The 12696-nt window shown below is 45.8% G+C and carries 10 protein-coding genes; 5 read left to right on the top strand and 5 right to left on the bottom strand.

All coding sequences use genetic code 11. The features are described 5' to 3' along the window. Window positions 1-46 precede the first annotated feature (46 nt). The 3 genes from BMX95_RS14665 to BMX95_RS14655 all read left to right on the top strand — a co-directional run bounded on the left by BMX95_RS14665 (window position 47) and on the right by BMX95_RS14655 (window position 6059). Window positions 47-901: a peroxiredoxin family protein gene (locus BMX95_RS14665; RefSeq protein WP_081203609.1), complete on the top strand. Its 855-nt coding sequence runs from the start codon at window positions 47-49 to the stop codon at window positions 899-901. Between the two features lie 8 nt (window positions 902-909). Then, window positions 910-3450 carry a zinc-dependent metalloprotease gene (locus BMX95_RS14660; protein ID WP_081203197.1) on the top strand — a complete coding sequence of 847 codons (2541 nt, stop codon included), beginning with the start codon at window positions 910-912 and terminating at the stop codon, window positions 3448-3450. Between the two features lie 215 nt (window positions 3451-3665). Next, entirely contained in the window at window positions 3666-6059 is a 2394-nt protein-coding gene (locus tag BMX95_RS14655; protein ID WP_081203196.1) for an ABC transporter permease, read from the top strand. A 2-nt stretch (window positions 6060-6061) separates the two neighbouring features. Here the strand turns inward: BMX95_RS14655 and BMX95_RS14650 are convergent, their stop codons facing one another. The 4 genes from BMX95_RS14650 to BMX95_RS14635 form a co-directional block, all read right to left on the bottom strand. Then, the gene (locus BMX95_RS14650; protein WP_081203195.1) at window positions 6062-7192 is read right to left on the bottom strand and encodes a hypothetical protein; all 1131 of its coding nucleotides are present in this window, start codon (window positions 7190-7192) and stop codon (window positions 6062-6064) included. Further along, a complete protein-coding gene (locus BMX95_RS14645; RefSeq protein ID WP_081203194.1) occupies window positions 7189-7821 on the bottom strand; it encodes an ABC transporter ATP-binding protein in 633 nt (210 codons plus the stop codon). The genes BMX95_RS14650 and BMX95_RS14645 overlap by 4 nt, the downstream gene beginning before the upstream one ends. 110 nt (window positions 7822-7931) lie before the next feature. Beyond that, on the bottom strand, window positions 7932-8552 hold the full coding sequence (locus BMX95_RS14640) for a DsbA family oxidoreductase (protein ID WP_081203193.1): 621 nt from the start codon (window positions 8550-8552) through the stop codon (window positions 7932-7934). 105 nt (window positions 8553-8657) lie between these two features. Next, a complete protein-coding gene (locus BMX95_RS14635; RefSeq protein ID WP_081203192.1) occupies window positions 8658-8870 on the bottom strand; it encodes an HU family DNA-binding protein in 213 nt (70 codons plus the stop codon). 99 nt (window positions 8871-8969) lie between these two features. Between BMX95_RS14635 and BMX95_RS14630 the strand changes: the two genes are divergently transcribed. Continuing rightward, window positions 8970-9992 carry a proline iminopeptidase-family hydrolase gene (locus BMX95_RS14630; RefSeq protein ID WP_081203191.1) on the top strand — a complete coding sequence of 341 codons (1023 nt, stop codon included), beginning with the start codon at window positions 8970-8972 and terminating at the stop codon, window positions 9990-9992. Between the two features lie 117 nt (window positions 9993-10109). Here the strand turns inward: BMX95_RS14630 and BMX95_RS14625 are convergent, their stop codons facing one another. Further along, window positions 10110-11216 (bottom strand): LamG domain-containing protein, encoded by a 1107-nt coding sequence (locus BMX95_RS14625; protein ID WP_081203190.1) that lies wholly within the window; start codon window positions 11214-11216, stop codon window positions 10110-10112. Window positions 11217-11332: 116 nt separating this feature from the next. Here BMX95_RS14625 and BMX95_RS14620 point away from each other — a divergent pair, with 116 nt between their 5' ends. Next, window positions 11333-12622 (top strand): hypothetical protein, encoded by a 1290-nt coding sequence (locus BMX95_RS14620; protein ID WP_081203189.1) that lies wholly within the window; start codon window positions 11333-11335, stop codon window positions 12620-12622. The last annotated feature ends 74 nt before the right edge of the window (window positions 12623-12696 follow it).

The following is a 12696-nucleotide window of genomic DNA, read 5'->3' as shown; positions in this document are numbered from 1 at the left end:
ACCCAAAAGCGGACCTTACAGGTCAGACTCTAAAAACAAAAACTACATGAAATTTTTATTTGTTGCGACGTTCATCTTAATAACAGGCAATCTCCTGGCACAGGATTCTGCACTGCTGGCAAAACAGCGGGGTGAATTAAAACAGGCGTTGGCTGAGGCTGATAATAAGATTGAAGTCAGGACACAACGTTTCTACGATGATCAGAAGAAGGATGGAAAGTATGATACCAATGGTATAGGACAGGGCCGTTATGAAATAAAATTGCTCAGGGACGAACGCCGCGAACAGGAAATTGCTTTCATCAAAGCGCATCCGAATTATCTTGTAAGCGTAGAAGCCCTGAAAGATGCTATAGGGTATTTGCCCGATGATATCCGCATCTATGATAAACTGTTTAAAGGATTAAGTCCGGCAGTACAAAAAAGCAAGGAAGGCGATTCGTTGAAGCGGACCATCGATGTTTTTATGAAGGTGTGTATCGGGGCCGAAGCGCCGTTGTTCACCTCGCCCGATACCGCGGGGCATACCGTTAACCTGAAAGACTTCCGGGGAAAATATGTGTTGCTCGATTTCTGGGCCAGCTGGTGTGTACCCTGCCGGGAAGAAAACCCGAATGTGGTAAAAGCATACAAGCAGTTTAAAGAAAAGAACTTCACGGTATTGGGTGTATCGCTCGATCAGGCAAATAAAAAAGACGCCTGGGTGAAAGCTATCAAGGATGATGGCCTGGTATGGAACCACGTGAGTGACCTGAAATTCTGGGACAATGCCGTGGCCAAATTGTACGCCATCCATTCCGTGCCCCAGAACTTTTTAATAGATCCCAATGGGAAAATTGTAGCCGCCAACCTGAGAGGGGAGGAATTGTTCAAAAAATTACAGGAATTGATCCTTCATTAATAACAGATATGTATAAACTGAAAATTATTCCCATCGTTTTATTGATGGGTGTGCCCGTGTTGGGTATGGCGCAGAAAAAAGGCGCCGCAACACCACCGGTAGCCGCGAAAGACACCGTTCCCAAAGTAGATTCTGCAAAGAATACACCTCCCGGAGCACCCAAACGTTATGAAGACGTGATCACCAAAAAGGCGATCACTAAAACCGGGATGTTCCGCGTGCACCAGATCGACGAAACGTATTTCTTTGAAATACCCGACAGCCTGTTGAACCGCGACATTTTGGTAGTGAACCGCATTTCAAAAGCGCCTGCTGGCTTACGACCCTATACTGCCGTCTTTGCCGGTGATGAGATCAACGAGAACGTGATCCGTTTCGAGTTGGGCCCCTTCAACCGCATCTTTATGAAGCGGATGGTATTCCGCGATAAAAGTGACGACAGCACCGAGAACGGCCTGTATCGTGCCGTGATCAACTCAAGCCTGCAACCCATTGTGGCTACCTTCCCGGTAAAAGCATTTGGGGGTGACAAAGGCGCCGGAAAAACCTATGTGCTCGATGTAACTTCTTTTCTGCAAACAGAAAATGAGATCGTTCACTTTGGACCCGACGCAAGAACGGGACTTAAATTAGGCGGCGTGCAAACCGATAAATCATACGTTTCAGGGTTGAATGCATTTCCCATTAATGTAGAAGTAAAGATGGTGCGTACCTACATGCCAGCCGGGCCCGGTTCTACACTGCCTACTACGTATGAAGTGAACAGCTCTATGGTACTGTTGCCTAAAGTGCCCATGAAACCCCGTTATTACGATCCCCGGGTTGGGTTCTTTGCACGTGGTGTAATTGATTTCGATGCTGAACCACAACGCGTAGCCAACCGCTATTTTATTACCCGTTGGAGACTGGAACCAAAACCGGAAGACCGGGAGAAATACCTGCATGGTGAATTGGTAGAACCACAAAATCCGATCATTTATTATATAGATCCTGCAACACCGAAGAAATGGGTGCCTTACCTGATTGCCGGTGTGAACGACTGGCAGAAAGCATTTGAACAGGCCGGTTTTAAAAATGCCATCAAAGCATTACCAGCACCTGAGAACGACAGCACCTGGAGCATCGATGATGCCCGCCACAATGTGATCGTATACAAACCCTCTTCCATTGCCAATGCAAGTGGTCCGCATGTGCATGATCCCCGCAGTGGTGAGATCATAGAGACGCACATCAACTGGTACCATAACATTATGTCACTGGTGCACGACTGGTACATGGTACAGGCCGGTGCTATCGATGCCCGTGCCCGTAAAATGGAATTCGATGATGAGCTGATGGGCCAGTTGATCCGCTTTGTATCCAGCCACGAGGTAGGACATACGCTGGGCCTGATGCACAACTTCGGCGCCAGTTCTACAGTCCCTGTTGAAAAGCTGCGTGATAAAAAATGGGTGGAAGCAAACGGACATACGCCTTCTATTATGGACTATGCCCGCTTCAACTATGTGGCACAACCAGAGGACAGCATAACAGAAAAAGGCATCTTTCCCCGTATTGGCGCCTATGATAAATGGGCCATTCAATTTGGGTACCAGTGGCTGCCGCAATTCAGCAATGCCGAAGCAGAAACCCCGTACCTGAACAAACAGGTTATCGACAGCCTGAACAACAACAAGCATTTGTTCTATGGTTATGAGATCAACGCCAGTGATCCCCGTTCGCAAAGTGAAGACCTGGGCGATGATGCCATAAAAGCCAGTACTTACGGTATAAAGAACCTGCAACGGATCCTGCCCAAACTCAGCGCCTGGACGCGTAAACCCAATGAGGGCTACGAGGGACTGCAGGCAGCTGACGATGCCCTTTTCCGCCAGTACAATACCTACATGATGCATGTGTTGAAGAGCATTGGCGGCCGTTATACTACACCTAAAAGCGTGGAGCAAAGCGGACCCGTTTTTGAACTGGTACCCTATGCCAAACAAAAAGCAGCCATGAAGTTCCTGGATACCTACCTGTTCCATGTACCCGACTGGCTGGCGAACGATACTACTTTTAAACTCACCGGCTACAATGCCGAGCTTTACTTCGGTACGGCGCAGTCCAATGCCCTCGGGCGTTTGCTGGGCTCCGGCATCCTGAATGGTTTGGTGAAGAACGAGGTGGATTACAAGAACGAAAAAGTGTATACCATCAGTGAATTCCTGAACGACCTGAAGAAAAGCATCTGGGGCGAACTATACACCAACAAGCCGATCGATATCAATCGCCGCAACCTGCAGCGGATGTATGTAGATCTTTCGTTCAACGCCTTCAGGGCGGTTAATGAGATCGTAGGCCGCAATAATGGTAACGGCACCCAGTTCTATGTAAACCCTGATCCTACCAGGAATGATGTGTCGGGCGTAATGCGCGCGCACCTGAATGACCTGCGCAGCGATATCAAAAAAGCCATTCCTTTACAACAGGGATTGGCCAAAGCGCACCTCGAAGATATTGTTGCCCGTATTGACCGGGTCTTTAAAGATGGGGTAGCCATGCCGAAGTAAGGCTTTCGTCACAATAAATAAAGTGTAGCCATGATCACAGGGCCGACAGAATCGTCGGCCCTTTTTTATGCAATACCGGACACAAACTGTTCGTTTTCGTACACCTGTCTATCCGGGCAGCCCGCTCCAAACCCTTATGGGTAAACAGTTGCAGTCTGGCACAGCGCTTGAGGTTTCCACCACGGCCTGCATTCCTCACCTTTACAAGAAGTGCTATGCTTAGAAATTATCTTATTATTGCCTTTCGCCATTTTACCAAACACAAGTTGTTTTCTGCCATCAATATCTTATGCCTGTCTATCGGCATTACCTTTTCCCTGATCATTGGCATGTATGTATTGGACCAGAAGAGCGTAAATAGTGAGTTGCGCCATGCAGACCGGCAATATTATATAAAATCAACCTGGAAGACAAAAGACCTGGGCTCGGAAATAGTTTCTATTTCCATGTGGGCAAAAGGGTTGAAAGAAGAATATCCAGACCTGGTGGCCAATTATTACCGGTATGACCCGATCACCAATGTGGTATCGTATGGCGACAAGCATTTTAAAGAAGATATTGCCATTTGTGATACCACGCTGATATCCATGTATGGTTTTCCGCTGTTGTATGGAGATAAAGGGCATGCGTTCATCAGTAATAATTCGGCAGTGATCACTGCTACTTTTGCCCGAAAGCTATATGGCACTACCAACGCTATTGGTAAACCGCTCAGCATTCAAACAACGGTAGCCGGTATTACCCAGGAATATACGGTGTCTGCAGTGTTAAAAGATCCGCCCGGTAATTCAGTTACTACCCTGAATAATGATTCGTATAACCTGTTTGTGCCCACTACAGGTAATAAGTATTATAGTGGGGGCGATCCTTCATTGAGCTGGAATAATGCAGATATGGTAAGCTATGTGGAATTGAAACCGGGGGTAACCGTGCAGGCAGTGAATGATGCCATAAACAGGTTAAGCAAAAAGTACTCAGCAGATTTTGTTTGGAAAAACATTTGGGCCAATACCGTACCGGTTAAAGATTATCACCTCAAAAATAACAATGGCGCGGTTAACAAAATGATCATGATCCTGTCTACGATAGCCCTGTTCATTTTGTTAATGGTGATCATCAATTATGTAAACATCAACATCGGTACCTCTACATACCGGTTAAAAGAAATAGGGCTGCGTAAAACATTTGGCAGTGTAAAAAAGCAGGTAATAGTACAATTCCTGTTGGAAGCTTTGATCCTTACTTGTATTGCTGCAATCTTCTCCTTGTTCTTTTATCAATTGCTCATTCCGGTTTTTTCAAAAATGCTCAATGCCACCCTGAAACCAGTATGGCAGTTCCGCGTTCCTGAAATTATTCAATTGACCGGGTTGGTGTTATTGATCGGTTTGCTGGCTGGTACCTATCCGGCGTTTGTGTTGAGCAGTACCAATTTGATCCAGGCGGTAAAAGGTAAAATAGATACGGCAAAAGGCGGCCTGGGTTTAAAACGGGCATTGCTGGTAGTGCAGTTCTCATTAGCCGTATTGGTGTTCATTTGTGCCCTCAACCTGAGTAAACAGGTTTCCTATATTTTTAATAAAGACCTTGGTTATAATAAAGAACAGGTATTGGTGATCACGGCTTTTCCTAAACAATGGGATACAGCAGGCGTGTTAAAGATGGAGGCTATTAAAGAAAACCTGTTGCAAATACCGCAGGTAAAAAGCGCTTCACTGACCTTTGAACTGCCAGATCGCAAGCCCTTTGGCCAGATCATACTCTATCCGCCAGGCGCGGGAAAAGAGAAGCAGCTGGTTTTGCCCATCTTTCCTACCGATGAGGATTATGCAACAACATTTGGTCTTCATATGAAGGCGGGTACTTTCTTATCTCCCGCCAATGGCAGTCTGGTATTGAACGAGACCACCATTAAACAACTGGGATTGACCACTGAGAATGCCGTGGGGCAACAAATTCAAACACCGGTTGGTCCTGTTACGATCGGTGGCGTGGTAGGGGATTATAATTTTTCTTCTTTGCAGGACAAAATAGGCCCGGTTGCATTTGCACACGTTAAGCTGGCAAAAGTTTACCGCTTTCTGGCCGTGAAATTAAACACCACCGATCTTTCCAAAACCCTGGACGATATAAAAAAACACTGGCACGCGATGACGCCGAATGCGCCTTTCGACTATACCTTTATGGACGAAAAGTTTGCAACGATTTACAGATCTGAATTGCAATTGAAAACTGCAGCCGATGTGGCCACTGTGCTGAACCTGATCATAGTACTGCTGGGTATACTGGGCGTGGTAGCGTTTACGTTGAATAAAAGAATGAAAGAGATTGCGGTACGCAAGGTGCTGGGTGCGAATGCAGGCAGTATTATTATGATGTTTTTGAAAGAATATGCCTGGCTCCTCATCATTGCCAATGTAATTGCGTGGCCGCTGGCGTATATGGCTACGGAGCATATTTTACAAAACTTTGCCTATAGAATACAGCAGAATATTGTCCCTTATTTAATGGTACTGGGGGCAGTAGCTGCCCTGGCGTTTGGTCTCATTAGTGCACATTGCGCCAAAACAGCCGTTGCCAATCCGATAAAGAGTTTGAGAACCGAATAAGATTACAGGTCAGGGTTTTGCTGTGGTTCGAACCGGTAATACCGGTGGAAGAACAGGATAATGGCCAATACAAAGAAAATAATGGAGAGGGTCAATAGTTGCCGGGTTACCATGGCAATAATTACGGCAAAGAATAGTTGTGCCACATTTACCAGGTAATTCTTCAGGTTGGTATAATTGTACAACTGCAGGCTGTTAAGCAGTAACAAAATGCCATACCCAAAAAAGATAAAGAAACCCGCTTCTGCATAGGTTAAACAGGAGGGCGTGCGCGAGATAATAGCGATGATCTCAGGAATAAAAAGATAAAAATAAAACCAACCGTATTGTGCAAAGCGGCGGCTAACCGGTACAGGCAGGCTGCGGTAAAATGACAAACCCGTATTCTCCATTTCCTTTAACCGGTGCACCAGTATGCCATGGCCCAGCATACCCGCACTAAAGAAAAGCGCCATCATCCGAATATCGGTATGCCGGGCCGGATCACGACCGTCCAGCATCAGGTACAGCGAAGCACAGTTATACAATTTGGTAACAAAGAATAACAACTTGCCTTTCTCCAATACGTATCTCACCAGAAATTGTGAATAAGACTTTCGGATTAGCAGCGATGATAACTTCCATTTTATTACAAAGGGGAATTCTCCCTGTCTTTGTAAAAGGTATAAGTACCATCCCGCGCAAACAGCACATACAAATACTACAAACAGAAAAGCCAGGTTGGCGAACGGAATCCAGTGTTCATGATAGCCAATGCCCATAACAGCTACCAGGTACGACAATACCGGTAAAAAAAGCATCAGTTGAACCTGCAATAACAACCAGTACACTTTTCTTACATTAAGCAACGACAACTGGTATAAATAGGAAAATGCCGGCTTTTGTAAGGTGTTGGTAACAAATTGTCCGCACTTGATGGCATACGTAAGCCATAGGCCCAATACTGCCAGTAAAAAAGGCGCATTGGTAAGCATACCCCTGATCAACGAATAATGATATTCCAGCAAACCTACCCCGTTTGCCCGGCCTATCGCCAGGGTCATCATATAATATACAAAAACAAGCAGCGCCGCATTCTGGCGGTAAAACGGTGTTACCAGTGATTTAAATAATATCCGGCGTTGTATGTTCATAGGAGAGGTTGAATGGTATGATCAGTAATACTGAAATTTTTGTCGATAGGAAGCGAGGCAGATAAGAATGGCTGGTGCGAGCTGAAGATAAAACTGCAGCCGTATTGTTGCCGGAACTCGTTTATCAGGTCAGGTAATGCATGAACAGCCTCCGTATCGAGCGTGGCCAATGGTTCATCTAACAGAATAAATGATGCATTGCCAATAAAGGCCAGCAGTAGGGACAGCCGTTTTACCATGCCACTGGAATAGGTGCCGATGGGATTGTCGAGATGGGGGCCTAACCCGGAAAACGCTATGAGCCTGTCTATTTGTGAAGGAGTGGCTTTTCGGATCTTCTGGTAAAATAGAACCAGGTCGCGGCCGGTAATATAGCTGGGATATACGGGTTCGGCTTCGGCGAAGCTCACCAGTTTTCTATAGTTTACCCCGTTCTTTTTCAGGCTGATGGTATTGATATGCGCCTCGCCATCAAAGGGGATCATCCCGGCGATGATCTTTAGAAAGGTGGTTTTACCGGAGCCATTCAGGCCATAGATCCAGTAAATACCCTTGTCGAGTTTGAATTCCGGGACGTTCAGGATCAACTTCTGGTCGTACTTTTTTTGTACCTGTTGTAAATGGATCATGGGCACTGTTTTAGCTCATTCGGCTTATTAGTAGCCCTTTCCCCGAAAATGTTTCAGATTAGATAAAAAAATCCTCCCGGCCGGGCCAGGAGGAGCAATTCTAAAGATGTTTATTGATTCGGCTGTAATTGCTGGAAATAGGCGCGCGATTGCAAACCGGGTACCACCTGGTTTTTAAGGATCCATGCCGGGGTACCTTGCAAACCCACCAATTGGGCGCTGTATTCAGCGTTGCGCAGGTCGTCGAAGGCGGTATCGTTTTGCAACCACTGGTTAATTTCGGTTTCCGTGATCCCAAAAGAAATAAGGATGTTATTTACCACGGCTTTTGAGCCCAGGTCTTCATTCAAAGCAAAATGGGCAGCATATAATCTGTCTTTGACATCAGCAAAAAGGTGCGGTTTATTCCGGCGTACCTGTTCGGCCAACGCCAATGCATATCGGCTATTGGGTAAACGCGCAGGCCAGTTCAATGGCAGGTTTGATTCTCTGGCTTCTTTTTCCAGCAGTTCATACATGGGTCCGGTGCGTTGGCCCATATGCATGCCGTCAGCAGGTACTTCAGGATGCGCCTGAAAGGGAAGTGCAATCAGGTTGAACCCGTTTTCCTTTAATATCTTATTTCGGCTATTGCTGACATAACAAAAGGGGCAGGTGAGATCGTACCAATGCCAGGCTATGGAGTCGTAAGTGGGTTTCTTATCATCAAGAGCTGTGTTTATATTTGACATATTATATAAACAACGGTGGAGGCTAATTGTTCACTTAACAGGTAGACTGAACGGGCTACAAACACAAAACCCCAACGGTATCATCGGGGTTTTGCAATTATTTCTTTAGAAACCCAATTTACTACCCAGATCACCCAGGATGTTGCCACTACCGGTATTGCCTGAATTATCGCCGCTGGTGCCTAACAATGAATCGATCTGGCCACCGAATTGCGGGAATTTTTGTTTTACGAAATTGGCTACTACGTCTACCACCTGTTGCGCCTGTTCTGCAGGTACACCTGTTTTTTCAACTATTTGCTTAATTAACTCGCTCATGATATTTCAGTTTTATATAATACTGCAAATGTAGGGCCCATACCCATTCAAAACTAACTGCAAAAGGGTAATTCCGTATCTTACCATAAATAACTACACATGAGAATACTATTTGCCTTTATACTTGGTACCATTGTTCTATATTCCTGCCAGTCACCCGTCGAAAAACAGCCACTTGCAGCTACCAGCTACTTCAGTACCGGAGATACAGGCGTGCGCATGGCCGGTATAAAAATGATCCCCGTGCAAACCCCCGTGGGTACCTTTAAAGTCTGGACCAAACGTTTTGGCAATAATCCCACCATTAAAGTATTGCTCTTACATGGCGGACCGGCGGCAGGGCATGAATACATGGAATGCTTCGAAAGCTTTTTCCCCGAACAGGGCATCGAATTTTATGAATATGATCAACTGGGTTCTTCTTATGCCGACCAGCCCACCGATAGCAGCTTATGGACAACCGAACGTTTTGTAGAAGAAGTAGAACAGGTGCGAAAAGCATTACACCTCGATAAAAACAATTTCTATCTGTTAGGCCATTCCTGGGGTGGTATCCTTGCGATGGAGTATGCACTTAAATACCAGGATAACCTGAAAGGACTGATCATTAGTAATATGATGGCAAGTGCGCCGGACTATGGTAAGTATGCCGACAGTATTCTGGCAAAACAAATGGACCCCGAAGTGCTGGATACCATCCATCAACTGGAAGCGCGTAAACAAACCAGTGATCCCAAATACATGCAACTGCTGATGACCCATTTTTATAGCAAACACATCTGCCGCCTGGCAGAGTGGCCCGAACCCGTGGACCGGTCTTTCAGGCACCTTAACGGCGTCATTTATACGATGATGCAGGGCCCTTCTGAATTTGGTATAAGCGGCCGCCTCGCCAATTGGGACCGCAAGGCCGATCTGCCGAAAATCAAAGTACCTACTTTAACAGTAGGCGGTCAATTTGATACCATGGACCCCGAGCACATGAAATGGATGAGCACGCAGGTACAAAAAGGTTCTTACCTGTATTGTGCCAACGGCAGCCATATGAGTATGTGGGACGACCAGCAAACGTACATGAATGGCGTGATCAAATTTATCAGGGATGTGGATGGGGGAAAGTAGAATGCTTGTTTTGAAAAATCCCCTCCTGGGAGGGGTAGGGGTGGGTTGCTCCAGAGTTGTAAATACTCCACGAAAAACAGCAAGCGTTTTTCGTGGAGTCATAAAGTATTTCTTCCGTCATCGCAACGAGATCTTCTCCATATTCTCCAGTTTGGCTTTTACGCCCCAGCCACCAAAAATTTCTGAGAGTACAAACCAAAGCTCGTTCTTACCTTTCTTCAACGGCAGATAGACCATATCGAAATAACCTATCGTTCCCAGAAAACGATAATCACGCGACATAAACGCATCCCTTCCTGCGTATAAGGCTTTGTCGTTGAGGTACACCGTTACAAAATCACTAAAGCCAAATGCAATGGCTTTCACTTGCTCAGTTTCCGATTCTATGGTCACCCTGGCCACCATCACCTTATTGGTGTCTTTGGGGTTGGTAAATTTATCGAGGTTGATGGTGCCTGAAGGCTCACTGGTTTGCGTGGTAAAGGTGAGAGCTGATTTTATCTCTGGCGTCAATTGTTTTTTGTTCTCGAACAATTGGTTGTTAACCTGGTTGCTTATCTGCCATTGGGTGATAAGGCCATCGGTGCCATTGGCCGGTACCGGCATGGCTGCCTGTATAATGGGTGTTTTTATGGTGTATTGCACATTGGCAAACCTGGCCGTTATACCGCCCGAATACACCGCAAAACTCCCGGCTTTGGGATCGCGTTTTAGTTCTGTGACTTTTGTTAAGGGTTGCTGCATGTCATCGAGGTAAATTTCCGCCTGTCTGCCATGTACATCGATCTTTACATGATGCCATTGATCGAACCGGAATGAATAGGCTTTTGAATATCCTTCTCCATGATACAATTGCCAGCCTGCGTTGTTGTTAAAGACCGGTGTATACTGTGTGGCATCGGGGTTGCCCGACTGGTGAGGACGAACATAAAAGTTCTCGCCGTTTACCAGGTCCTGCATGCGGAAGATAAAGCCGGGAAAACCACGCTGTTGCGGAAAACTGAGATCGGCTTCAATAATGCCATCCTGCAGTTGCAGATCGTTTAAATAAACAGTGCCCGATTTCAGCAACAGGCATTCTTTTCCCAAATAGGTTTCTACCGAAGCCTGGGCATCTTTCATATTCCACCGGTTGGATGTAAAAGGAATGCTAACCGCCTGGCCACTGGCATGCCAGCCTTGCAAAAACAAAGTAACTCCAATCAGCAAATGATTTTTCTTCATATGAGGTGATTTTATCTGGCTGCAATAAACACCAGTCTGTAAGCACTTCATTTTCAATTGCCGTTCAAGTTCCAGTCATTTGCCGGTCAAATTGTTTTTATGTGTAAATTACCAGCATGGACCGTTCTGAGCATGAACATATAGCCGATTGCAAGCGATTGATTGAAGAAAAACTCCGGTTCGGAAATGAACAGGGAGAACTGCGTCAACGCGATCTTGAATATTTGGCAACTATCATTGAAGATAACTCCGGCATTAAATTAAGCCTGTCAACCCTGAAACGGTTATGGAAAAAAGATTATGATAAGGTCCCGCACCCCGCCACTTTGCAGGGGCTGGTATCGGTGCTGGGTTATAAAGATTGGCAGGCCTTCAAACAGCGGGAAACGGTTGCGGCGGAATTGTCGCCTGAACGGGTGATGGCAATACCCAGGCGGCCGGGCAGGTTCAAACCCTGGCTGTTCCTTCCCATTGCAGGTGTTGTTGCGGTCGTTTGCTGGCTGATCGCTTTTCGCTCCGGGCCACAGCACAAAAAGCTGGCGATAAAAGGACCGGTCACTTTTACCGGTAACAAAACCGTATCGCAGGGCGTTCCCAGTACTATTATTTTTAATTATGATGTGAGCAATGTTGAAGCTGACAGTTTCTTTTTTCAACAATCCTGGAATCCACAGGATAGGGTACCACTGGATCCCACCGGTCATGTGTATTCCAGTATTTATTATTACCCGGGTTTTCACCGGGCTAAATTGATTGCCAACGATTCCCTGGTGAAGCGTTTTAAGGTGCACATTACTACAGATGGCTGGTTCCCGTTAACACGCAATTCATTTGAAGATAACAGACCCATTTATATTAGAAAGAAAAATTTAGTACAGGATGGCGCCTTGCATCTTACCCGTGAAGACCTGTTGGCTGCTGATGTAGATATGGAGAAAGAAGAGGTGTTGAGTTATTTCAATATCCGGGAATTTGATAATACACGAAGCGATAATTTCTCCATCGATACGCGTATTGCCTGCGATAGTTTACAAACGGTTCCCTGTCCTGGTTTTCAACTGGTGATCGTATGTGAGGAGAACATCTTTTTTGTACGCATAACGGGCAAGGGTTGCGAACGGGATATTGCCGTGAAAATGGGCGAGGTAATGGATGATGGCATTCATAAAGATTTGTCGGTTTTTGGCCGGAATGTATACCAGTGGCAACACCTGCAGGTAAAAGTGGTCAATAAAAAGGCTACGATCTACCTCGATGAACAACCCGTGTATTCCATTTCATTCAAAGATGATTTTGGAAAGGTAATGGGACTGGTCTACAATTTCAACGGCACCGGCGCCATTGATTATGTGCGATTGAAAAATGGAGAGAATAAGGAGGTGTATGCAGATGAGTTTGATCAATAAATAAGAAACGCAAAAAAATATCCAGATTGCCAACCTTAATGACCGATAGCACGTTTTTTGTGTAGAAGGCAATC

Origin of the sequence: Niastella yeongjuensis, assembly GCF_900110245.1 — a bacterium.
Taxonomy (GTDB): Bacteria; Bacteroidota; Bacteroidia; order Chitinophagales; family Chitinophagaceae; genus Niastella; species Niastella yeongjuensis.
This window is presented reverse-complemented; position numbering and strand designations above follow the sequence as displayed.

Excerpts from the sequence above, each read along its gene's own strand:
- BMX95_RS14625 (WP_081203190.1), bottom strand. The coding sequence starts at position 11,216 with ATGAAGAAAAATCATTTGCTGATTGGAGTTACTTTGTTTTTGCAAGGC.
- BMX95_RS14655 (WP_081203196.1), top strand. The coding sequence starts at position 3,666 with ATGCTTAGAAATTATCTTATTATTGCCTTTCGCCATTTTACCAAACAC.
- BMX95_RS14650 (WP_081203195.1), bottom strand. The coding sequence starts at position 7,192 with ATGAACATACAACGCCGGATATTATTTAAATCACTGGTAACACCGTTT.
- BMX95_RS14640 (WP_081203193.1), bottom strand. The coding sequence starts at position 8,552 with ATGTCAAATATAAACACAGCTCTTGATGATAAGAAACCCACTTACGAC.
- BMX95_RS14630 (WP_081203191.1), top strand. The coding sequence starts at position 8,970 with ATGAGAATACTATTTGCCTTTATACTTGGTACCATTGTTCTATATTCC.
- BMX95_RS14660 (WP_081203197.1), top strand. The coding sequence starts at position 910 with ATGTATAAACTGAAAATTATTCCCATCGTTTTATTGATGGGTGTGCCC.
- BMX95_RS14620 (WP_081203189.1), top strand. The coding sequence starts at position 11,333 with ATGGACCGTTCTGAGCATGAACATATAGCCGATTGCAAGCGATTGATT.
- BMX95_RS14645 (WP_081203194.1), bottom strand. The coding sequence starts at position 7,821 with ATGATCCATTTACAACAGGTACAAAAAAAGTACGACCAGAAGTTGATC.
- BMX95_RS14635 (WP_081203192.1), bottom strand. The coding sequence starts at position 8,870 with ATGAGCGAGTTAATTAAGCAAATAGTTGAAAAAACAGGTGTACCTGCA.
- BMX95_RS14665 (WP_081203609.1), top strand. The coding sequence starts at position 47 with ATGAAATTTTTATTTGTTGCGACGTTCATCTTAATAACAGGCAATCTC.